Raw genomic sequence first — 21,612 nt, 5'->3', positions numbered from 1 at the left:
CCAAGCCTTCTTGTTACCTGGCACCCGGACAGCGTGGCGTTTGATGCTGACGGCTGGGTGGCGCTTCGCAGCTTCGGACAAGCCGAAGAGCGGCCGTTTCATTGGAGGGAGGTGCCGGCACATGGGTAGCTGTCTGCTCGAACGTTGTGAACAGGACCGCTATGACACCTCCGATACCACCCAACGCGGAGTAGGAGCGCAGGGCCGTGAATCGCACCCCGCCTTGGAATCGGATCAGTTCGCTCATAGCTGCCATCGTGTGGCAGGGCGGGTTGCAGGCGGAACGATGAAACGCCTTACCTCTCAGGGGGTAGCCGCATGACCTGTGCCCGTTCCGACATCTACTGGCGCGACGCGGCCTACAACGCCGTCTCGCGCATGCCCGGCAGCGTCAACGCTGCCGCCGCGTACCTGACCAAGCGCCGAGGTGCCGCCATCAAGGGCGAGTCCCTGCGCAAGAAGCTGCGCGGGCTGGAGGGTGAGTCGCTCTCCATGGAAATGATGGAGATGCTCACCGACTGGATGGTGGAGCAGGCGGCGGGCACATCCGTGGCCACCGACTGGATCCTGTCCCTGGCCGCTCAGTTCAACCTGACCATCGACCACGTGCCCGTCGCTCCCGACGCGGTGGCCGATGAGATCGCCGCGATCCGGGACAAGCTGCTGCACGTCTCCAAGTTCTGCGGGCAGCTGTCAGCCGTGGCCTTGGATGTTCTGCAGGACGACAAGGTCACCCTGGAAGAGGCGGACCGCATGCTCGATGCATTGCAGGATCTGCGCTCCATGTGTCACCGGATCGAGCGAAACCTGCGCCGGGCCTTGAAGAAGAGCAGGGCGCGGGCATGACATGGTCACTTACCGCGCGCCCCGGGCACCACGTGCACACGGCAAGCGCATCGTCAGTGCGGCCGCGCGCCGTGAGATTGAACGGATCGAGCAGCTGCTGTCCGGGTCTGAGGCTGGACCAGTCGGTGATGCCGCGCTGGCCGAACGTGAGCGCACCTGGGCGGCGCTGGAATCTGTGGAGCAGAGGCAATGTTCCCTACAGCTTGAGGTCTGCCGCGATGGCGAGCCCTGATCGCGCCCCTTCCCCCCGGGGAGCAATGGAAACGCGGTCGCGTCGATTCAGTTCGCTCGCGCCTTCGAAGCTGAACGTCGAACCTGAACGAGCGCCGGTCGATGGGTCCTCCTGGGTCATGCGTTTTGCGGGTGATCAAGCGCGCACTGCTCGGGTACACAGCGGCTCTGGAACTTACTGAATGTCTGCCAATTACTCTGATGTCCTCGGCCAGCTGACCGCAGCTGGCCTGCTGATCGATACTTTGGACACCAGCGGGCGCATGGTGCGCTGCCGGGTCGAAGGGTCGCGCGAGCGCCGCGGCTGGTACGTGCTGCATGAGCTCAACACCAGCAGCGGCGATACGCTGGTCGTCGGCACCTTCGGGGTCTGGCACGGCAACGACAACGGGGCGCAGAAGGTGGAGCTGCACAAGCGCGACTGCGCTTTCTGCCAGGAGCAGCGCGAGGCGCTCAAGCGCCGGCTGGCCGAGGACCGCCGCCGGGCAGAGGCGGCGCGGCTGGAGCAGAACCGCCGTGCGGCCGCGCGTGCGACGGCCGCCTGGAACAGGGCGCTGCCGGAAGGCGAGGCTGACTACCTGGTCGACAAGTCGGTGCAGGCATTCGGGCTGCGCTATGGCCGCAGCGGTGTCGCATTGGTGCCTCTGCTGGATCCGAACGGCTCCGTGCACGGCCTGCAGGTGCTGCGCAGTGCCAAACAGGCCAAGGCCAGCAACAAGCCGGCCAAGGAATTCTGGCCGCCTGGGCTGGCCAAGAAGGGCCACTTCCACCTGATCGGCGGGACACCGCAGTGGATCCTGCTGGTGGCCGAAGGCTATGCCACCGCGTCCACCCTGCACATGGCCACCGGCTACCCGGTGGCCGTGGCCTTCGATGCCGGCAACCTGATGCCGGTCGCTTCATCCTTGGCAAAGCGGTATCGCAGCGTCAAGGTGCTGGTCTGCGGCGATGACGACGTGCTGCAGAAGTGCCGGCGCTGCAAGTCGCGCCTGGTGCTGGCCGACGCCCCGGAGATCTGTCCGACCTGCGGCGAATCGCACGGCGCATCCAATGCCGGCCTGCTCGGCGCGGAAGCGGCGGCAATGGACGTGGGCGGCGCGGTGCTGTTGCCCAGCTTCGCCGACGAGGAAGACCGGCGCGAGCGCTTCATCGACACCGGCCGCAAGATCAGCGACTTCAACGACCTGCACGTGCTCGAAGGCCTGCACGTCGTGCGCAGCCAGGTCGAGGCCCGCATCACGGAGCTTTCGTGGCGTCCCCGTAGCGAAAATTACGCGCCTTTGCTCACCACCACCGGGGACGGGGGCAAAGCCAAGCTCAAGCCCATCGACTCGCTGGACGAACTGCTGGAGCGCTTTGCGCTGGTGTACGGGCAGGGCGGCACGGTGTTCGATCACAAAGAGCACATGCTCATGGCGCTGGCAGACATGGGCCACGCCTGTGTGCGCCGCGAACTGCACCGTGCCTGGATGGAACACCCCGGCCGATCCATCGTGCGCGTGCGCGAGGTGGACTTCGACCCGTCCGGCACGAAGGAGGGCGTCACCTGCAACCTGTTCGCCGGCTGGCCGACCGTACCCAAGGCCGGTGAGTGCTCCAAGCTGCTGCACCTGCTCTGGCACATGTGCGGCAACGAGTCCAACCAGAAGGCCCTCTACGACTGGGTCCTGAAATGGCTGGCGTACCCGTTGCAGCACCCGGGGGCCAAGATGAAGAGCACCATCGTCATCCACGGCCCGCAGGGCACCGGCAAGAACATGTTCTTCGATGAGTACATGAAGCTGTTCGGGGACTACGGCCGGGTGCTGGACCAGGCCGCGCTGGAAGACAAGTTCAACGACTGGGCCAGCCGCAAGCTGTTCCTGCTGGCCGACGAAGTGGTCGCCCGCACCGAGGTCTACCACCTCAAGAACAAGCTCAAGGCGCTGATCACCGGCGACCGGATCCGCATCAACCCCAAGAACATCCAGGCCTACGAGGAAGACAACCACGCCAATCTGGTGTTCCTCTCCAACGAGGCCATGCCCGTCGTGCTCGAAGAAGACGACCGCCGCCACGCGGTGATCTGGACGCCGGACAAGCTGACACAGGCGTTCTACGAAGAAGCGCTGGAGGAGATCCGCAACGGCGGCACCGCCGCCTTGCACGATTACCTGCTGCGGCTGGACCTGACCGGGTTCACCAACGGCACCAATCCGCCGATGACCGATGCCAAGCGCGAGCTGATCGGTCTGAGTCAGGACAGCCCGCAGCGGTTCCTGGATGAGCTCTATGGCAACGACATACCCGGGGTTAAGCCCCGGCCGGCGCTGTCCAAAGAGTGGTATGAGCTCTACAAGGTGTGGTGCAACAAGGAGGGCGTGCGGCCTGCGCCCAACCCCAAGTTCGTCAATGCCCTGGTGCGCAAGCGACAGATCCTCCACCCGGACCGGGCGCGCAAGCGCTACATCGTGGGCCAGAACACCCTGGGCCCGCACGGGTTCTTGATGCTGGGACCGACCAAGCCGGAGGACGACCGCAGCGAGCAGGCCTTCCTGGGCGATGAACTGGTGGCCTTCCGCAATGCTTTCAACGACTACCGGGGGCGTGCATGAGTCGCTCGCCTGTAGACGTGCGGGACGTGCGGGATGGTGTGCGGGCATCTGTGCGGGCATTTGGCCTAGTGGCAGTAGGGCTGTGCGGGACGTGCGGGACTGCCCTAACGCACCTGCGCGGGCGTGCGCGTAGCGATGCGCCGCTTTGCACACACAGGGGTGCGCCCGCCCGCGCGTATAGGTGCCCGCACATCCCGCACGTCCCGCACAACGCAGGCAGCGCAAGCGTTTCGAGCCTCTGCGTTCCCGCACGGCACGCCGCACGTCCCGCACGCACGCTTGCACGTCAGGCACCTACGCTCGCGCGCGCGTTTTCTTCTGTCACTGCTCTTTTGAAAAAAATGGAAGGGGAGGCTGTAGATGGCTTCTGAGGACGTACAGGTCACGGGCAAAGAGCTGGCGGTGCTGATTGGCTGTCGGCCGTCCTACATCGTGGAGCTGAAGAAGAAGGGTCGCCTGGTCAGCGCTGAAGACGGCAAGGGCTACCTGCGCGACGCCTCCCTGGCGCTGTACGCCCAGACCCAGGATCCGGCCTACAGCGCCGTCGCCGCCCGCCATGCGCAGGCGCGGGGTTCTTCGCTGGCGGGGGCGGGGGAAGGGGGCGTCACCGACGCAGGCTCTGACGCTGAAGAGCTGGACGTAGACGCAGACGCGGATGGCGAAGGCGAGGGCAGGGAGGGCTCGCCGGCTCCTGCGACCCCCGATGCCAAGCGCAAGGCTAAGGCCTTGGCCGACAAGGCCGAGATCGACGCCAAGGCTGCTGCCCGCGACTACGAGGTCAGCATGGGCAAGCTGCTCGATGCCGCCCAGGTCGAGCACGAACTGGCCGAGGCGGCCACGGCGATTCGCGTGGAACTGGAGCGCATGGCCGACACCTTGGCACCGCAGCTGGCCGCTACCAGCGATGAGGCCCGCTGCCGCGAGCTGATCTGGAACGAGGTCAGCCACGCCCTGGAAGAGATGAGCCGTGGCTTCCGCGTGGCCGCGATGGCGGTGGCCGAATGACCGCCCAGGCCCGCATCCACACCGTGCTCGCCCGCTCGCTGCAGCCGCGCCGCCCGCTGACCGTCTCGCAGTGGTGCGACGAACACATGCGCCTGTCCACCAAGGGCAGCAGCAAGGCTGGCCGGTGGGTGACCGACCGCAACCCGCCGCTGCGCGAGCCGATGGACAACATGTCCGCGCGCAGCCCGGTGCACGACCAGGCCTGCATGTTCCCGATCCAGTTCGGCAAGAGCCAGATCGCCACCAATTCCATCGCCTACTGGATGGACTACGCCCCGGCCCCGATCATGTACGCGCTGCCGGGCGAGGCATCCATGAACAAGTGGGTGAACCAGAAGCTCAACCCGATGATCGAGGTGTGCAAGGCGGTGCGCAAAGCCCTGAGCAGTACCGCCAGTCGCGACAGCTCCAACCAGCGCACCTTCAAAGACTTCGCCGGTGGCCAGCTCTACGTGGAGCACATGGGCAGCCCGCAGCGCCTCAAATCCACCACTGTCAAGAACCTGGTGGTCGATGAGATCGATGAAGCCCCGCAGGTGCTGCTGACCGGCGATGACCCGGTCAAGATGCTGGACGGTCGCACTTCGTCCTTCCCGACCACCTACAAGCGGCTCTACATCAGCACCCCCGGCATCACCGGGCTGAGCCGGATCTCGAAGCTGTACGAAAAGTCGGATCAACGTCGTTACCACCTGCCGTGCCCGCACTGCGGCCACTTCCAGCACCTGCAGTGGAGCGGTCTGCACTGGTCGCCCGATGCCAAACATGCGTGGTACGCCTGTAGCGAGTGCGGTGCATGTATCGAAGAGCACCACAAGGCCGACATGATTGCGGCCGGCCGTTGGGTGCCCGCCAACCCGGACTCGCCCATTCGCGGTTACCACATCAACTGCCTGTACTACCAATTTGGCCTCGGCCCGCGCTGGGTCGCCCTGGTGCGCGAGTGGCTGGACGCGCAGAACGACCCGGCCTCGTTGAAGACCTTCGTCAACGACCGTCTGGCCGAGACGTGGGAAGACCCCAAGATGCGGGCGGTGAAGCACAACGTGATCGCCGACCGCGCCGAAGGCTACCGCCTACGCCACGCGCCGCGCGGCGTGCTGGCCATCACCGTCGGAGTGGATACCCAGGACAACCGCCTCGCGGTTCACGTGGTCGGCTGGGGAAGGGGGATGACTGCCTGGACGATGGACTATGTGGAGCTGGCCGGAGACCCGGCCGAGGAAGACGTGTGGGTGGCGCTGACGGATCTGCTCAATCGTCCCATCGAGCGCGAGGACGGCGTGCAACTGCGCCCATCGGCCACGGCCATCGATGCCGGCGGCCACCGGACCGAGGCGGTCAAGAACTACGTGCGTCAACGCAAGATCACCCGCGTCATGTGCATCTTCGGCGCGGTGCCCAACAACGCCCCGATTCTGTCCAAGGGCAAGCTGGTCGATGTGACCTGGAAGGAACGCACTGACAAGCGTGGCATCACCATTCATCACGTGGGCACCGTGGCGGCCAAGCACTACCTCTACAGCCGCCTTGCGGCCGACGCCGAACGGCAGGCCGAAGCGCGGCTGGTGCGCTTCAGTGATGAGCTGCCGCAGGAGTTCTTCCCGGGCCTGGTGTCGGAGGTCTACAACCCGGTTAAGAACCGGTTCGAGAAGCGGGTCACGCGCAATGAACCGCTCGACACATGGGTGTACGCCTATGCCGCCGCGCACCACGCCGAGGTGCGTCTGCACCGATTCACCAAGTCCGACTGGGACGCTTTGGAGGCAAAGTTGGCAGCATCAGTTGCAAGCGCGGGTGCGGATTCCCGTGAAACCGACTCGGGTGCCGAGAACGCTCTTTGCGATGTGCAAGGACAGGGCGAAATGGATTCCCGTGGAACATCGATGTCGCCCAAGAGACCGAGTGACCAAGGCTTACGTCCGCGCAGCTCTGGCTTCGGTCGAGAGGGGTGGGGGCTGTAATGGCAGACGGTAAAGTGAGCACTCCGCAGCTGCGTGCGGCCCCTGCCGCAGAAGCAACTGCTGGTTGCGTAAGGGACAAGGAACTACGAGAACTGCAGCCAGTAGACCTTCTGCTTTCCTTTGCTCCCGATGAATGTACCTGTCTACGCGACCGTGATTCCCGTGAAACATTAGAAGTTCCGAACGATGGAGGAGTCGAATGCAAGAAAAAGAGCTCGAACGGAAGGATGGTGAGAGGGGGCAGTGATGGCGAAGCGTAGCGAGGTTGCCGACCAGTTGCGCGAGCGGCTAATGGCCGCAATGCTTGCGGATATTGGAATCAGCGAACGGATGGCACAGCCCTTTGTGGAATCAGTTATGGACTGCTTCGCAGGGGAGCAGCTCTACTTCCCGGCACGCGCTCGGGTGAGGGTGTACCCGGTCGATGAAATAAGCGCGGCGCTCTTAAATGGTGCTACCGTCAAGCACGTCCTAAAAAGGTTCGGGATGTCCAGATCCAAGCTGCATTCGCTGTTTCCCGGGGGATTGCCTCGGTCGAAAGAAGGCGCGAACCCTAAGTATGGCTAGGGAAGAGAGGGATCTTGGGCGAAACCTCATTCTAAAGTGGAACGTGCACACTACATTAGCTACAAGGTGGTCGCGTCGGGGCAAAGAGTGTATTTCCAGTCGTTTTTATTGCTTTTGACACTCGGTCCATCAATACGATGCGTGCGCCAAAGTCGTGCGGACAGCCTCTTGAAGCAACTCAAGGTGGAATGGTTTGGCGATGAATGGAGCATGCTGATGGCGCGTTGGCACTAGCTGTCCGTAGACCGCAGAGGCAAACAAGTACGGGGTATTCGCCGTGGCGAGTCTGTCGGCCACCGGAAACACCGCTCCGTCGCGTAGTTCCACATCCAGTACCGCTAGGTCGAATATTCCGGTTTCAAGCTGCCACAACGCGTCCAGAACGCTGTAAGCGTGGATGACCTCATGGCCGAGGTCGGTGATTGCCTCTTCCACGAATCCCGCCAGGTGCATGTCATCTTCCACCAACAGGATTCGGGCGGAAGGGCGGGTGAGTGACGGCATGTTCTGCATGTTTCTTGTCCATGAGAGTTTCGGGCTGCTTCAGCCCATACATTCCTTGATCAGGTCCGGGGTATCCAGCACTTTGGCCGCGCCCGAGCGCGCAAGGACCTCAAGTGCCGCTTCGCGCCGGTCCGGCAGCGCGGCCACTGCCCGTTTGGCTACCACCGTCCTGTACTCGCGTGAGTTGGCGTCCAGTGCGGTGGCTAGCACGCAGGAGTCCAGTGCCATACCACACAGCACCAACTGGCTCACCTGCAACTTGGCCAGCAGAATGCCAAGGGGGGTGGCGAGAAAGGCCGAGTGCTTTGGCTTCAGGACAAAGTAATGACCCGCGCCAGGGCCGAGATGTTTTACCACCTCAGCAGAACTGCCGCCGTTATGGCGGCAGTCCCGTACCAGTTGCGGAAAATCCCGCTGCCAGTCACCGAAGTTGTCATTGGCGTAGATCACCGGCAGCTCGCGCCTGTCGAACTCGCGGCGGATGCGCGCGGCCTCCTTGGCCGCATCAATCGCAGCCGGGGCCAGCTTGTCCGACTCAGGGAAGTCAAACAAGCTGAATGCATCAATGATCAGCAGCGCGGTTCTGGACGCCATGGTGCTTTCGGGCTCAAGCCGCTTGGACAGCCTTGGCATTGCCGCCGCTCTTGGCGAGAATGGTCAGCTTCTCGTCGGCGGCCTTTTCTTCCTGCAGGGTTTCCAGCAACAGCGGCAGCGCATCTTTGTAGTCCAGCTGCTTGGCCAGCGCGGCAATGGTGCCATACGAGGCAATCTCGTAATGCTCGACCTTCTGCGCGCCACCAATCAGTGCCGCATCGCGCACCGGGCCTTCCTCGATGGAATCGATGACTTCCTTTCCTTCTTCCACCAGGCCCTCCATCGCGGCGCACTTGATGCGCTTGAGGCGAATGCCGAGGATCTCCACCACCTGGTCAATGCGGTCGATCTGCCCCTGGGTTTCCTCCAAGTGGGTTTCGAATGCGGTGGCTAGATCCGGGTTGGAGGCGGCACGAGCAAGGCGCGGCAGGGCCTTGGTGAGCTGCTTTTCAGCGCTGTAGATATCGGAGAGTTCGTGGATGAACAGGTCTTCTGCGGTCCTGATGGCCATGGAAGGCACTCCGTATAAAGTGAGTGGATAACTTAGCGCGGCCGGCGTAGTGCGATGGGCTAGACGGAGTGAATACAAATGGAAGGAAAAGGCCAAAGCAATCGCACCACATTTACATAAACTGTTCATCCATTCATCGGCGAACCTACACTCCATCAACAGAAAACGGCGCGTGCACCAGCGCGAGGTGACTCAGAGCCTGAGGCGTGTTGCCCAGTCCCTGATCGGTGAACGGATCCCACATCTCCGACATCAGCCCGACATCGTTCTGGACCCGGGCGAGCAGGCTGCTGAACAGTCGCCTGGCTTCCTCCGTGTCACCCAGCAGCCCGTAAGCTTCCACCATCCAGAACGCGCAGCTGATGAATGTGCCTCGCAGTCACGCATGCCGCTGTACCGCCACAACAAGTCGTCGCTTTCGTCGGACAGTTCGCGGCGAATCGCCTCGCGTGTGGAAATGAAGCGTTCGCGTCGCGCCTCGGCCAGGCCAAATCGTGAGGCGAGCATGAGGCTGGCATCCAGGCGATCGCTGCCGGCGTACATCACGTAAGCCTGGCGCGCTTCGTCCCAGCAGTGCGCGTCAATCCATTCCAGAATGCGGTCCCGCTCCCTCTGCCACCGAGGCAGCCGTGCCGTGGTGAGGTGCCCGGCCTGGGCCAGTTCGCAGGCACGGCGAAGCGCCGTCCAGAACTCCACCTTGGACATGGTGTAATGCTGCAGCTCTTCCCGCTCCCAGAAGCCACTATCCTTGCGCATCCAGATGTCCGCACACTCGTCGGCCAGCTCGAACAGCAGCCGGGCGGTGGTAGGGTCGAGGATGTGTCCGGCATCCAACATGCGGCTCGCCATCTCCAGCACGTCGCCGTAGGCACAGGTCTGCAACTGGTCGGTGGCCGTGTTGCCAATGCGCACCGGCTGACTGTTGTGGTAGCCGGGGACATCGATGAAGCGCTCCTATCGATGAAGCGCTCCTCTTGTACACGCTCACCCCGCAGGGTGAAGCAGGGGGCTACGCCCGGCCGATGCTTGCCAATAGTGGTCATGAGCCAGCTGAAGCCGGCCTTGGCGTCGGGCAGGGCACCCACACGCAGGAAGGTTTTGATGACATAGGCTGCATCGCGCACCCAGGCAAACCGGTAGTCCCAGTTCTTGTCGCCGCCGATGCGCTCGGGCAGAGAGGCACTCACCGCCGCAGCGATGGCACCGGTCGGCGAGAACCACAGGAACTTCAGGGCAAGCGCGGAGCGGATTACCTCGGCGCGAAGACTGGCGTCGCAGTGCAGATCATCCACCCACTGGTGCCATTCCCGGTCCGAGCGGTCAATGCGCGTATCGATCTCCTCCAACGGCGGCACCGGCAGCACTTCATCTTGCGACGCCAGAAGCGCGACAACCTCGCGGTCACCCGCATGCAGGGTGAGGCGACCGCGGACTTCGCGGTCATCGCAGTGGGTGATCTCGGTATGCTCGGGATAACGCAGCATCGTCATCACCGGGCCAGCGTGATGCACACGCCCATTCGGCGTGCCGCTCAGCCAAGGCGAGCAGGTACCACTGCGGGCACCCGGCTTGTAGACCAGGTCGAAGGTCGCCACGCCTTCCAGACCCTCTACCCTCCGTGCCAGCTCCGCCCATGGAAGTCGACCGGCGGGACCGCTGTTGAGGGATTCGGTAACCAGAGCGGTGCCCGTGGCCGTGCGCACGCGTGTCTCCAGCATGTTGCTGCCTTCGCGGTACGGTTTTCAGTTCGCGCGCCTGCAGCGCGAAGCGGCCGCCGTTCGGCGCATCTAGCATCCGGTCCAACCGAGGGGGCGCGTCCATGCAGGGGGCGCACCACCAGTCAATGCTGCCATCGGGGGCGATAAGCGCACTGGAGCGCCCATCGTCAATGGCCGCATAAGTGTGGATGGGAGCGTATCCATCGTCATCCCGGAGGGGCGTGGCCCCCGGGGCGACTTCAAGCTGCGGCGACTCCACCACTTACAGCGTAACTGCACCGCCGGACACCGTGAGCAGCGCCCCGGAGGTGTAACTGGCGCTGTCAGCGGCCAGCATCACGTAGGCTGACGCCAGTTCCGCCGGCTGCCCAGGACGCCCGAACGGGGTCTGGCTGCCAAACTGTTCCACTTCCTCGGCGGCCATGCCTGCGGGAATGAACGGGGTCCAGATTGGACCAGGCAGCACCGCGTTCACGCGTATGCCTTTCTCGGCCAGCAGGCCCGCCAAGCCAATGGTGAGGTTGGCGACTGCGCCTTTGGTAGCGGCGTAGGGCAAGATGTTGGGAGTGGGCTTCTTGGAGTTGACCGAGGCGGTGTTGATGACCGAGCCACCGTCCTGCAGGTGCGGGACGCACAGGCGGGTGAGGTTGAACACTGCATGCACGTTGGTTTCGAACGTCTTGCGCCAGTCGTCAAGAGTGATGTCGTCGAACGACTCGTAATAGCGCTGGTAGGCCGCGTTGTTGACGAGGATGTCCAGGCCGCCCAGCTCAGTGGTGACCCTTTCGATCAGGGTCTTGGCTTCGGCGTCGTCGCTGATGTCACAAGGGCAGAGCACTACTTTCTGGCCCGCCTCCTCGACAAGCGAGGCAATGCCCTGTGCGTCCCTCTCCTCACCCTTGAGAAATGCGATGGCGACATCCGCTCCTTCGCGGGCGTAGGCAATAGCCACAGCTGCGCCGATGCCGCTGTCCCCGCCGGTGATCAGCGCCTTCTTGCCTTTCAAAAGCCCGTTCCCGACGTAACTCTTCTCGCCATGATCCGGCCGCGGATCCATCTTGTCGGTCTTTCCGGGGAAGGACTGCTGCTGGGCCTTGAAAGGCGGCTTGGGATAGTTGGGAACGGGCATGTTATCGGCCTCTGCGGTGAAAGTGAGGGCAGTGTGCGCGGCCGCAGGTAAACACTGCGGCCTGACGATGTGGATGTACCGTGCACGCAACGCGGTCAGCGTGTGGCGCTACCGCCTGGCCGGACGACCCTGCCCACTGCGTGACGCCCATTGTGTGATCAGTGCCGCACTTCCGACGGCAATAGCATCCTCAACCGCACCGGTGCTGGTTTGCCCATACCGCGCAATCGCGCGCATGCGCAGGTTGAAGGTGAAGTAGGCCATTCCCACCGCAGTCGCGGCACCCAGCACAGCGCCCAGCTTTCGCTGGCGATAGGGTGCCAACGCCGCTCCGGCGATTACGCCAGTGCCAACGCGAGCCACCATCCCTGCTGGCACAATGCGGTCGGGCGCGGACTTCATTTTGTCGCCTGCCAGCTCGCCACCGGCCAAGGCCAACACGGCGGCCGAGGCCAGCTTGTTGCCCAGCAGGCGCGGCGCTCCGTTGTCGGCAGGTAGCTGGCCGGTGCGGGCGGCGTTGGTCACCGCTGCAAGTGGCGTCATGGCGCGCATGCCTGCAACCGCGCCCATCAGGATGGAGTGAATCAAAGCCATGTCATTCTCCGTGAAGTTGAGGGCGGCATATCAAGGCTTGGGCGGACGTTCGTAGTCGTCGGGTTCGGCGGTGTGCTCCGCGTCCGGCATGTCTTTCTCCTTCCACTTGGCGTCGTCGTTGCGAAGCCTGTCCGGGGTGTGAGCCTTTTTCTGGTCGTCGACATCCGCACCAGGATTGAAAGGCAGTTTCTCGTTCATGCGTCTGCTCCGCATCTAGGGTTGAACGCATGCTGCGCTTGCCGCCATGAGTACAGAGTGTGGGCCGAGTGCACAAATCGACCACACAATGGTCACCGTCGCCGGACATGAGTGGGTCTATTCCTAGGCTAAACGACATGGCGAGGGCCCTATCAATGCGCGCATTGACTTACCACGGCAGCAAAGACGTCCGCGTGGACACCGTCCCTGACCCGACGTTGGCTGCTGACGATGACCTGATTCTTAGGATCACGGCGACCGCCATCTGCGGCTCTGATCTGCATCTGTATCGCGGGAAGATTCCCGACCTGCATACCGGTGACGTACTCGGTCACGAATTCATGGGGATCGTTGAAGAGGTCGGCCGCGGGGTTACCGATCTGCGTCCCGGCGATCGTGTGGTGGTGCCGTTTGTTATTGCGTGCGGTGAATGCTTCCACTGTCGTCTGGCAGAACATGCCGCCTGTGAAACCACCAACACCGGCAAGGGCGCGGCAATGAACCAGAAGGGCATCCGCCCGCCGGCTGCCTTGTTTGGCTATAGCCACCTGTATGGAGGAGTGTCCGGCGGCCAGGCTGAATACGTCCGCGTACCTAAGGCAAACGTCGGGCCGCTGAGAGTTCCCGATGCATTGCCGGACGAGCAGGTACTGTTCCTTTCCGACATTCTTCCCACCGGCTACCAGGCGGCGATCAACGCCGGGGTCAAGCCAGGCTCAACCGTGGCGATCTTCGGGGCAGGGCCGGTCGGGTTGATGAGCGCGGCATGCTGCCGCCTGCTGGGGGCCGAGACCATCTTCATGGTGGATCATCTGCCTTACCGGCTCGCGTTTGCTGCACAGACCTATGGCATAACGCCAGTGGACTTCAGCAAGATCGATGACCCCGCTGAGTATATCGTCACCCAGACCAATGGCCGCGGCGTGGATGCCTCCATTGAAGCGGTTGGGTTTGAGGCAGAAGGCAGTGCCCTGGAGTCCGCGCTTACCACCCTCAAAGTCGAGGGCAGCAGCGGTGTCGCCATCCGTCAATGCATCGCCGCCACCCGCCGCTGCGGCACGGTGAGCATTCCCGGCGTCTACGCAGGCTTCCTGCATGGGTTCCTGCTGGGTGATGCGTTCGACAAGGGGCTCACCTTCAAAATGGGCCAGACCCACGTCCAGGGACTGATGCCGGAGTTGCTGGATTACATAGGGGAGGGTGCGTTGGACCCGGGTGTCATCATCACCCACCGCCTGTCGCTGGAAGACGCGGTGCGAGGTTACGAGATCTTTGATCGCAAGGAAGAGGATTGCCGCAAGGTGATTCTGACGCCCTGACATGGACTGCCTTTCCGACCACGCCGCACCCGCGCTCGAGGCTAGAGTCCGCGACGTGCTGTCCAGACAGCCGACACTCCCGCTACCCGGTCGCGGCAAAACACTCGATCGCTGGCGGGCATTGGCGCGCATTGCAGGTCACGACCTGTGTGTGGCCAAAGCGCTGGAAGCCCACTACGACGCGCAGGCGATTCTGGAGGATCTGGGCGCTGAACCACTGGCGCAGGGCGTGTTAGCCGCAGTATGGGCCTCCGAGGGCCCGCAAGCCACGTTGCGCTTCGACCCGGCCTCCGGGACCATCAGTGGCCTGAAGCCGTGGTGCTCTGGTGCGGGTCTCGCAGATGTCGCACTGGTGTCCGCGGCAAGCGAGGCGGGCGGCCGCCTGGTTCAGGTCCGCGTGGACGCGTCGGGCGTGAGGCACCTCCCGCAGTCCTGGCATGCCACTGGCATGGGAGGCATCCCCAGCGGCAGTGTGGAATTCGCCGAGGTGCCCGCTGAGCCGATCGGCAAACCCGGTGCGTATCTGGCCCGTCCAGGGTTCTGGCACGGTGGCGCGGGCATTGCCGCCTGCTGGTATGGCGCGGCGGTGGCCCTCGCGGCACCGTTGCATCGCTCACCACGGGTAGCAGATGATTCGCAGCAGGCCGCGCTGCTCGGCAAGGTTGATATGACCCTTAGATCGTCCGCTGCCTTGATGCGCGAGCTGGCCGCTGCCATAGACGATGCTTCGTCCTGCTCGCACCAAACCGATGTCCTCCGGCTGCGCTGCGTGGTTGAACGCAGCTGCACGCACGTGCTAGACGCCGTCGGGCGCGCCCTAGGTCCTGCCCCGATGTGCTTGGACTCAGCCCACGCGCGACGGTGGAGCGACCTGACCGTCTTCATCCGTCAGAGCCACGCCGACCGCGACTGGGCCGAACTGGGACGCGCCATCCAGACCGGGGAGACGCCATGGGAGCTGTAGCTCGACGCATTGCGGGGCAAGGCAACCTGCAGGCGGACTGGGAGGCTAGCAGGTGGCTGCAGGCCCTGCCTGAAAGCACTGCCTCCGCCGTACTGCATGACGCACGCAGGCTTGTTGTGATCTCGCCGCACCCCGACGACGAAGTGCTGGGGTGCGCGGGAATCATGCAATCGGCGGCTGCTGCCGGCATTGCGATACACGTTATCTCCGTCACGGATGGAGAGGCCTGTTATCCGGATCAGCCACTATGGCCGCCGCTACGCCTGCGTGACGCGCGTCGCTGGGAACTGGCGTCCGCCATGCGCGAGCTCGGGTTGGACGGCGCGCGCGTAACCCCGTTGGGGCTACCGGACGGCGGGGTAACCGCCCGCGAGGACGAACTGACCCAGGCAGTGGCCAGCCAGCTGGTATCCGACGACGTCGTACTGGCTCCTTGGGTCCTCGACGGGCATCCCGACCATGAAGCCGTAGGAAGAGCGGCTCTGGCTGCCGCCGCCGATAAGCGTGCACGCGTCCGCCAATACCCCGTCTGGGCATGGCATTGGCTGGATACTCATGCCGCCAGCAGCCATTGGACTACCGCGACCCGAATCCCCATGAGCACGGCAGCCATGAAGCGCAAGGCAACGGCGATACGCGCGTTCGCCACCCAGATCGGCGACGTCGAAGGCCTGAACTGCGAACCAATCCTGCCGCACCACGTGACGGCACGCTTCCACCGACCGTTCGAGGTGCTAATCGGATGAGCATCGCCGCCTACTTCCAGCAGATCTATCAGCAGGCCGATCCATTCCGTTACCGTAGCCGGTGGTATGAGGAGCGCAAGCGCGCCCTTACCTTAGCCTGCCTGCCGCGCCGCCGCTACGCACACGCGTGGGAGCTGGGGTGCTCGAACGGGGTGCTGACCGCGGAGCTGGCCACCCGGTGCGACGCGCTTCTCGGCACCGACATCAGTGGCGATGCGGTGGCACAGGCGGCGCTGTCCACCCGGGACTGCCCGCAGGTCGTCCTGCAGCGGGCCACGCATCCCCAGGACTGGCCGGAGGGAGTCTTCGACCTGATCGTAGTAAGCGAGGTTGGTTACTACTTAGACGCAGGTGCCTTGGCGCTGCTGGGGCAGAAGCTGCGCAGCAGCCTTGCTGACGGGGGATTGTTGCTGGCCTGTCACTGGATCCATCCATTCGATGAGGTGAGAAGCTCCGCATATGCAGTACACCAAGCGCTACGCGCAGACCTGCCTGAAGTATTCAGCTACCACGACGACGATTTCCATCTTGAAGGCTGGAGCACTTCGACCACCAGCGTCGCCGAGCGCGAGGGCCTGCGGTGATCGCGATGATCGTGCCCGCACACAATGAGGCCGAAGCGATCGGTCGTTGCTTGGCCGCATTGCGTGAAGCGGCAACGCATCCGGGCTTGGACGGCGAGGAGGTGCTTACGGTTGTGGCACTGGATGCCTGCAGCGACCAGACAGCGGCAGTCTGCGCGCGCTACGGAGCCGTAACAGTCGCCGTTGATGCCAGGTGTGTTGGAGTGGCGCGCGCCTGCGCAGCAAACCACGCACTCGCGCTCGGCGCACGCTGGATCGCCAGCACCGACGCCGACACCACCGTGCCCCCGGATTGGCTCTGGAAGCAGACCACCTGCGGCGCGGAGGCGTTCTGCGGAATCGTGGAGGTGGTCGACTGGCTGGACTATCCCAGCTCTCTGCGTGAGACATTCGAGCGCCGAGAAGTCGCCAAGGATGGTCACGCCCATGTACACGGCGCAAACCTAGGCGTCAGCGCAGCGGCCTACCGCACCGTCGGCGGGTTCGCGCCCCTCACCACCGGCGAAGACGTCGCGCTGGTGCGGGCCTTGCAAAAAGCCCGACTGCCCATCGCATGGCACGCCCGCCCCGTGGTCGCGACCAGCGCCCGACGGGCGGCGAGGGCTCCCAACGGCTTCAGCGGCTTCAGCGGCTTCCTGCAGGCGCTCGAACGCGAGGCGCTGGGAGCAGGTGTCCGATTGCTGCCTTCCCCGGCGGCAGCGGGGTGAGCATGTCCCCGGACCTGCTTGGTTGGGCGGCAACCGCCGTCCTAATAGCCACCCTGACGCGGCAGATCTACAAGCAGCACCAAGCGGGTTCGACCGACGGAGTCTCGACGTGGCTGTTTGTCGGACAGATCACCGCCTCGGTGCTGTTCATCGTCTACAGCGCGCTCATGGGGTCGCTAGTATTCGTCGTCACGAACAGTCTAATCTTCGTTACGGCAGTAGTGGGACAGGTCTTGGCGGTCCGCAGGCGTCGCTCCCAGACGAGATGAAGGTATAGATTCCGGCAAGCCCACTGGATCACGAAGATTCCACGGCCCGTCTTATATCAATCCTCTGGAGCAAATCCATGAGCGTGAGAATGTCTGACCTTTTTGACCTGGGTATGCCCTGGTTCGAGTTCATACTCCGGGCGGCGGCGGTCTACATCGTGGTACTGATGCTTACACGACTCAGTGGCAAGCGCTCCATCGGCCAGTCCGCCCCCTTTGACATGCTGGTAATCGTGCTGCTGGGTACGGCCGTGCAGAACTCGCTAATTGGCGAGGACACCTCCTTACTCGGTGGCTTGATCCTCGCGGCAACGCTGCTGACACTCAACTGGCTGACGGGCTATATGACTGCCCGCAGCCACAGGCTGCATGCCTGGGTGGAAGGAACGCCTATCATTCTTGCCCGAAATGGGAAGGTTTTCTGGGATCAGTTGCGCCGCTGCAATGTCGCCCCAGAAGACCTTGATGTGGCAATGCGCAAGGAGGGATGCGAGGGGCACCATCGGATCAAGCTAGCAGTGCTGGAAACGTCTGGAGACATCACTGTAGAGATCGAAAGCGGATAGGCTGTACGCCGAATAGGCCGCAACTGGGCGATGAGTACGGGCACCTCTTTCGGGGCGGAATGTATCGTTCAGGTAGCACTTCGGATTTCAAAGCTCAGAGCGGCTGGGTAAAACTGACCGCCCCCAAGCTACAGGCCATCGCCCAAGCGATCTCTTCCCATGTGTAGGCGTACCTCTGCGCTGAGCGGGCGCGCCATGATGCTATCGGCCTGATCTAGAGCTAGAAGAGGCAAATGCGTACGACGTGTCCCAAGGCTGTTCCGAGACGGTCGGTTAGCCGGCGACTGGCTTCAGCAGCTCTTGGCGGTTGTTCTTAGGGCGTGTTGACCGACCGGCTTACCCGACAGGCTTCCATCGGCGGCACTGCGGCGGCCAGCAGCATGGCCATTGCGGCATCTCTGTCCGCGGCGATCTATTCTTCAGCGTGGGCGGCCGGCAGCCAGACCGGCATGCGGTCGTAAATGTTAGCGGAAATCCCGCTGCTGTCCCCGGTGATGACGGGGAAGGTGCCCAGGTTGTCGGGTTCAGCAGCGGGCTGGTGTTCTCCCTGAGCCCGGCGGCCCACAGCGGCTCTACCGCATGGATGAACCACCGGTCTTTCTTGCTTCCTCGGCGTTGATCGACCGTTCGTAGTAGCCGGTAGTTGGCACCAGGCAGCGCTGCTTCTTGAAGGCGGCGCGGAATGCTGGCTTTGTGGCCACGGGTTCGATTCTGGCGTTGATGGTCCAGCTCTGCAGGCCCTTGGCCTTGGCCCAGAAGGGCAGGAGCCCCCAGGCCCGTTCCGGTCCGGCAGCACGGACGCGCTGGGTCGGGGGCGAGGTTGTAGCTGGCCGGTATGGCGACTAGGTCGCCCACAGCGTATTTCACACCCGGGGTATTGAGTGCCTGTTAGGGTGGAACCAGCAGGGGGCGATTCACACTGGAGGGCAGGGCATGACGCTTCACGCTCTCGTTTATTTCAGCCAAGCGGTGCCTAGGCTGACTATTGACAAGATCGATGATTTGACCCAGGACGCAGCTGAGCACAACCACCTTGCGGGTGTGACAGGCATTCTTCTCACGGACGGCAGTCACTTCCTGCAGTACATTGAGGGGCCGAGGGACGGGCTGGCCTTGACCTACTCTCGCATTCTCAATGCTCGCAGCCATACTGAGATTGTTGAGCTCGGGCGAAGCCGAGGCGGCCAGCGCCGCTTTCCATACTGGTCGATGCGCTGGATCCCTGTGGACGAGCCTGAGCTGCGCATCGCAGTTCGCAGTGATTGGCGCGGATTGGCTCAACGTCGCGTCGGGACGATAGAAGGCATCGCGCATACGGGGATTGATCGAATGCGCTCATTGGTTAGCCCGTACATCAACTAGGCGACGAAAGCTCGGCCTTGGCCGAGCTTCTTCTTTCGCGGTAGCCCAGCAGAGCTAGCTTCTGTTAACACGCAGAAGCAGGTCGCGACGCTGTTGGTCATCCAGCATTGTCGCAAGTTCCTTTCGGAGTAATGTCGCTACCTGGGTGCAGGAGTGGCAGGTGAGCTCCGACGTCACCCCATCATCTTCCAGACCTGCAGAAGGCGCGAAGGTGCCTCGCTCGCCGCACCGATAGCAAGTAGCGTCGAAGGACTGAACCGATTGGATTTCGCCCGTGCGGCGCAAGATGGTTGCGAAGACGCGATGAACCCTAAAGTGGGCTGAAAAACCATCTGACATTGGGTCACGCTTCTCGAAGGGCTAAACGCGGTAGCAACTCTTGTTGCGCCGCCAGAAGCGTTGTGGTTTCCACTATACGCACTTTACTCACTCTGAGGTGAAAACCTATCGACATGTGGTAGTCCCCGAGCCGATTTCGCGCGGCCTTAACGTCCCGAACTCCACATTTGGTGTTAGTGAGGGCGGGAGGCATCTCGCCCCACTGGCAGCATCAGCCCCGCTGCCTTCCTGGCCGCTTTACCGGATGCGCTGGCTATCCGCCGCTGTTCCCTCAGCAGCTGGTGCATCCGGGGCCAGGCTTTCGGCCGGGGCCGACCTCTCGCAGGATTGGAGACGGCCGTCCGCAGGATTGCGCGCCATGCTCCCTCCAGACTTCCGCTGGCACGCCATTGGCGGTGCAGATCACGACCGCCCAAATCAGCTGCTGCTCGACTGTGTTGAGGTGGCTCGGCTGTACCGGCGCGTGGACGATCACACTTGGTGGATTAGCCTAAACAATAAGCGCGACCGGGAGCTGCGGAAGCGCAAGCTTTGCAGCGGGTATCGGCAGGGCAAGGCCGGCGCGGAGATCTGGGCGGAGCGGCACCAAGACCGGTTCCGGGCGGAGGTGGACCGCTATCTGCAAGGCTTGAAGGCCAACCAGCGACCGACGATTTAGACCTCTTTTAAGCGGTTCCACGCCGCAGGGGCTGGGTTGTATTATGTGAAGATCAAGTGAGCTGAGACCGTGTTCGTGAAGCGGAAGTACTGGTATGTCTCCGAGGACCAAGGAAATTGGTATGTCAGAGAAGGCTGGCACGGCCTTAGTGACGATCTCGGGTCCGGCCAAGACGCTAAAAGTGATGCGGTCCGTGAAGCCTGTAAGCAAGCCAAGGAGCGCCACGAAGAATCCGGGGCACCCACGGGGGTTCGGGTCCAAGGCTTGGACAGGCGATGGTGGGATGAGTTCGCTTATGGCAATGAGAGTTGACTGTCCATTGCGCGTCTGCGATTCAAGCCGCCCTTCTTCGCGCGTAATGCACTTATATGCCGTCAAATTCGCCGCCAGTGCCGTCGCCCAGCAGTGGGCTGAGCGTGATGTGCACCTTGGCGGCTCAACCCGAATGCGTGGTCAACCCCCGCCGATTCTCTCGGCTAATCTGCGCATTCGGGGCTAGGTCTCTGCCTCTGCGGGGATGCGGGAAGACCGTCCGTAGAATGGCGCTCCATGCTCCCCCCAGACTTCGCTGGCATGCCGACAAGCCCAACCAGCTGCTGCTCGACTCAGTCGAAGTGGCCCGTCTCTCCCGCCGCGTCGATGACCACACCTGGTGGATCAGCCTCAACAACCAGCGGGACCGGGAGCATCGGAAGCACGTGATCTGCAGCAGCTACCACCAGGGGAAGGCCGGCGCGGAGATCTGGGCCGAGCGGCACCAGGTGCGGCTCCGCGCCGAGGTGGACCGCTATCTCCAATAGCTGACGGCCAAAAAAAAATCACGCCTGATGCGGTGAGCACTCAGGGATCTTCTTGCTCCCTTATCCACTCCAACACGGCTTTCAACTCGCGCTGATCGTAATACGTCGGTGCCGAGCGTGGTTCAAATGCACCGTCCGAAATTGCAGCTTCGAAAGAAAGCCGCGCGGCTTCATAGTTTGGGATATGCAAGCGTTTGATCATCTCTAGAACCTGATTGGGGTCTGAGAATCGCTTCTCTGCAAGCCAAGATAAAAGAGTGACGAGTCCATCTGGGCCGACGAAGCTCGAAAGCGGAAGGTCGGCAACTGTGTAGCGCTTCGCTGCCACCCACTTGGCCCCATCGTGGTAGCAGGCATTTCGATGATTTGCGAAGGGAGAAGCGAGCCGATGGTGCACGAGCCTGAGTTCATGGAGCCCGCCTTCCCATTGCTCCGAGACGGTCCCGTTAAGCCATTCGACCCAGCCGTCCTCCACGCTCAGGATTGGGTGGCCGCACTGATCGCACTTCCAAGGTGGATCAACTTCCATAACGCCTCCTTGCTTGATGATGACTATAAGTTGTAGCGTGGGCCCAAGACGGCTGCAAGTATTTCCGCAGCTGTCCAGCGGCTACCGGCAGGGCATGGGTGGTGCGGAGATATGGGCCTACTGGCACCAGGTGCGGTTACCGGCGAGGGTCGATCTGTACCTGCAGCGTCTGAAGGCAGCCAGGCCGCCGGTGTTGTAGGGAGGGGGGCAACCGATTCCTCTCTGGCCTGAACCCTGGCCCGACATCGCGGGTTGTTCCTGGGTATCAACAAAGTAGTAACTGCGAGCGCTAGGCCTAGCGGGCTCCAGTTGGC

General features: G+C 63.0%; 22 protein-coding genes and 1 pseudogene. 14 read left to right on the top strand and 9 right to left on the bottom strand.

All coding sequences use genetic code 11. The features are described from left to right. The first annotated feature begins 318 nt into the window (after positions 1–318). The 4 genes from QMX83_RS00855 to QMX83_RS00840 all read left to right on the top strand — a co-directional run bounded on the left by QMX83_RS00855 (position 319) and on the right by QMX83_RS00840 (position 6,640). Positions 319–846, top strand: a complete 528-nt coding sequence (locus tag QMX83_RS00855) for a hypothetical protein (protein WP_125361681.1) — start codon at positions 319–321, stop codon at positions 844–846. 413 nt (positions 847–1,259) lie between these two features. Continuing rightward, entirely contained in the window at positions 1,260–3,671 is a 2,412-nt protein-coding gene (locus QMX83_RS00850; RefSeq protein ID WP_282294832.1) for a DUF5906 domain-containing protein, read from the top strand. 360 nt (positions 3,672–4,031) lie between these two features. Then, a complete protein-coding gene (locus tag QMX83_RS00845) occupies positions 4,032–4,676 on the top strand; it encodes a hypothetical protein (protein WP_282294831.1) in 645 nt (214 codons plus the stop codon). Further along, on the top strand, positions 4,673–6,640 hold the full coding sequence (locus QMX83_RS00840) for a phage terminase large subunit family protein (RefSeq protein ID WP_282294830.1): 1,968 nt from the start codon (positions 4,673–4,675) through the stop codon (positions 6,638–6,640). Before QMX83_RS00845 ends, QMX83_RS00840 begins: the two co-directional genes overlap by 4 nt. A 696-nt stretch (positions 6,641–7,336) precedes the next feature. Here QMX83_RS00840 and QMX83_RS00835 read toward each other — a convergent pair. The 7 genes and pseudogenes from QMX83_RS00835 to QMX83_RS00805 form a co-directional block, all read right to left on the bottom strand. Continuing rightward, entirely contained in the window at positions 7,337–7,720 is a 384-nt protein-coding gene (locus QMX83_RS00835) for a response regulator (RefSeq protein WP_282294829.1), read from the bottom strand. Between the two features lie 30 nt (positions 7,721–7,750). Then, positions 7,751–8,305 carry a cysteine hydrolase gene (locus QMX83_RS00830; protein WP_282294828.1) on the bottom strand — a complete coding sequence of 185 codons (555 nt, stop codon included), beginning with the start codon at positions 8,303–8,305 and terminating at the stop codon, positions 7,751–7,753. Between the two features lie 13 nt (positions 8,306–8,318). Next, a complete protein-coding gene (locus tag QMX83_RS00825) occupies positions 8,319–8,816 on the bottom strand; it encodes a ferritin-like domain-containing protein (RefSeq protein ID WP_282294827.1) in 498 nt (165 codons plus the stop codon). 145 nt (positions 8,817–8,961) lie between these two features. Then, positions 8,962–10,724: pseudogene (locus QMX83_RS00820) on the bottom strand (glycoside hydrolase family 15 protein). A 72-nt stretch (positions 10,725–10,796) separates the two neighbouring features. Further along, positions 10,797–11,663 carry an SDR family oxidoreductase gene (locus QMX83_RS00815; RefSeq protein ID WP_282294826.1) on the bottom strand — a complete coding sequence of 289 codons (867 nt, stop codon included), beginning with the start codon at positions 11,661–11,663 and terminating at the stop codon, positions 10,797–10,799. Positions 11,664–11,771: 108 nt separating this feature from the next. Then, complete coding sequence (locus QMX83_RS00810; RefSeq protein WP_282294825.1) at positions 11,772–12,257, bottom strand: DUF4126 domain-containing protein; 486 nt, start codon at positions 12,255–12,257, stop codon at positions 11,772–11,774. Positions 12,258–12,287: 30 nt separating this feature from the next. Continuing rightward, positions 12,288–12,455 carry a hypothetical protein gene (locus QMX83_RS00805; protein WP_282294824.1) on the bottom strand — a complete coding sequence of 56 codons (168 nt, stop codon included), beginning with the start codon at positions 12,453–12,455 and terminating at the stop codon, positions 12,288–12,290. Between the two features lie 155 nt (positions 12,456–12,610). On the opposite strand from QMX83_RS00805, the gene QMX83_RS00800 reads away from it, so the two are divergent. From QMX83_RS00800 to QMX83_RS00770, 7 genes are all read left to right on the top strand, one after another. Next, positions 12,611–13,774, top strand: a complete 1,164-nt coding sequence (locus tag QMX83_RS00800; RefSeq protein WP_282294823.1) for a zinc-dependent alcohol dehydrogenase — start codon at positions 12,611–12,613, stop codon at positions 13,772–13,774. 1 nt (position 13,775) lies between these two features. Beyond that, positions 13,776–14,738 carry an acyl-CoA dehydrogenase gene (locus QMX83_RS00795; protein WP_282294822.1) on the top strand — a complete coding sequence of 321 codons (963 nt, stop codon included), beginning with the start codon at positions 13,776–13,778 and terminating at the stop codon, positions 14,736–14,738. Next, on the top strand, positions 14,726–15,484 hold the full coding sequence (locus QMX83_RS00790; protein WP_282294821.1) for a PIG-L family deacetylase: 759 nt from the start codon (positions 14,726–14,728) through the stop codon (positions 15,482–15,484). The genes QMX83_RS00795 and QMX83_RS00790 overlap by 13 nt, the downstream gene beginning before the upstream one ends. Further along, positions 15,481–16,068 (top strand): SAM-dependent methyltransferase, encoded by a 588-nt coding sequence (locus QMX83_RS00785; RefSeq protein WP_282294820.1) that lies wholly within the window; start codon positions 15,481–15,483, stop codon positions 16,066–16,068. Before QMX83_RS00790 ends, QMX83_RS00785 begins: the two co-directional genes overlap by 4 nt. Beyond that, on the top strand, positions 16,065–16,775 hold the full coding sequence (locus QMX83_RS00780) for a glycosyltransferase (RefSeq protein ID WP_282294819.1): 711 nt from the start codon (positions 16,065–16,067) through the stop codon (positions 16,773–16,775). Before QMX83_RS00785 ends, QMX83_RS00780 begins: the two co-directional genes overlap by 4 nt. A 2-nt stretch (positions 16,776–16,777) precedes the next feature. Continuing rightward, complete coding sequence (locus tag QMX83_RS00775; RefSeq protein WP_282294818.1) at positions 16,778–17,044, top strand: PQ-loop repeat-containing protein; 267 nt, start codon at positions 16,778–16,780, stop codon at positions 17,042–17,044. Positions 17,045–17,133: 89 nt separating this feature from the next. Next, positions 17,134–17,610 (top strand): YetF domain-containing protein, encoded by a 477-nt coding sequence (locus QMX83_RS00770; protein ID WP_282294817.1) that lies wholly within the window; start codon positions 17,134–17,136, stop codon positions 17,608–17,610. 572 nt (positions 17,611–18,182) lie between these two features. Here the strand turns inward: QMX83_RS00770 and QMX83_RS00765 are convergent. Then, complete coding sequence (locus QMX83_RS00765; protein WP_282294860.1) at positions 18,183–18,332, bottom strand: SOS response-associated peptidase family protein; 150 nt, start codon at positions 18,330–18,332, stop codon at positions 18,183–18,185. Between the two features lie 211 nt (positions 18,333–18,543). Between QMX83_RS00765 and QMX83_RS00760 the strand changes: the two genes are divergently transcribed. The 3 genes from QMX83_RS00760 (at position 18,544) to QMX83_RS00750 (ending at position 20,769) form a co-directional block, all read left to right on the top strand. After that, a complete protein-coding gene (locus QMX83_RS00760; RefSeq protein ID WP_282294816.1) occupies positions 18,544–18,972 on the top strand; it encodes a BLUF domain-containing protein in 429 nt (142 codons plus the stop codon). Between the two features lie 697 nt (positions 18,973–19,669). Then, positions 19,670–19,969, top strand: a complete 300-nt coding sequence (locus tag QMX83_RS00755) for a hypothetical protein (protein WP_282294815.1) — start codon at positions 19,670–19,672, stop codon at positions 19,967–19,969. Between the two features lie 539 nt (positions 19,970–20,508). Next, positions 20,509–20,769, top strand: a complete 261-nt coding sequence (locus QMX83_RS00750) for a hypothetical protein (RefSeq protein ID WP_282294814.1) — start codon at positions 20,509–20,511, stop codon at positions 20,767–20,769. 40 nt (positions 20,770–20,809) lie between these two features. On the opposite strand, the gene QMX83_RS00745 is transcribed toward QMX83_RS00750, so the two are convergent. Beyond that, on the bottom strand, positions 20,810–21,298 hold the full coding sequence (locus QMX83_RS00745; protein ID WP_282294813.1) for a hypothetical protein: 489 nt from the start codon (positions 21,296–21,298) through the stop codon (positions 20,810–20,812). Positions 21,299–21,612 lie beyond the last annotated feature (314 nt).

Origin of the sequence: Stenotrophomonas sp. PS02289 (assembly GCF_029960115.1) — a bacterium.
Taxonomy (GTDB): Bacteria; Pseudomonadota; Gammaproteobacteria; order Xanthomonadales; family Xanthomonadaceae; genus Stenotrophomonas.
The sequence above is the reverse complement of the archived record's forward strand: the minus strand, read 5'-3'. Positions and strand labels throughout refer to the sequence as shown.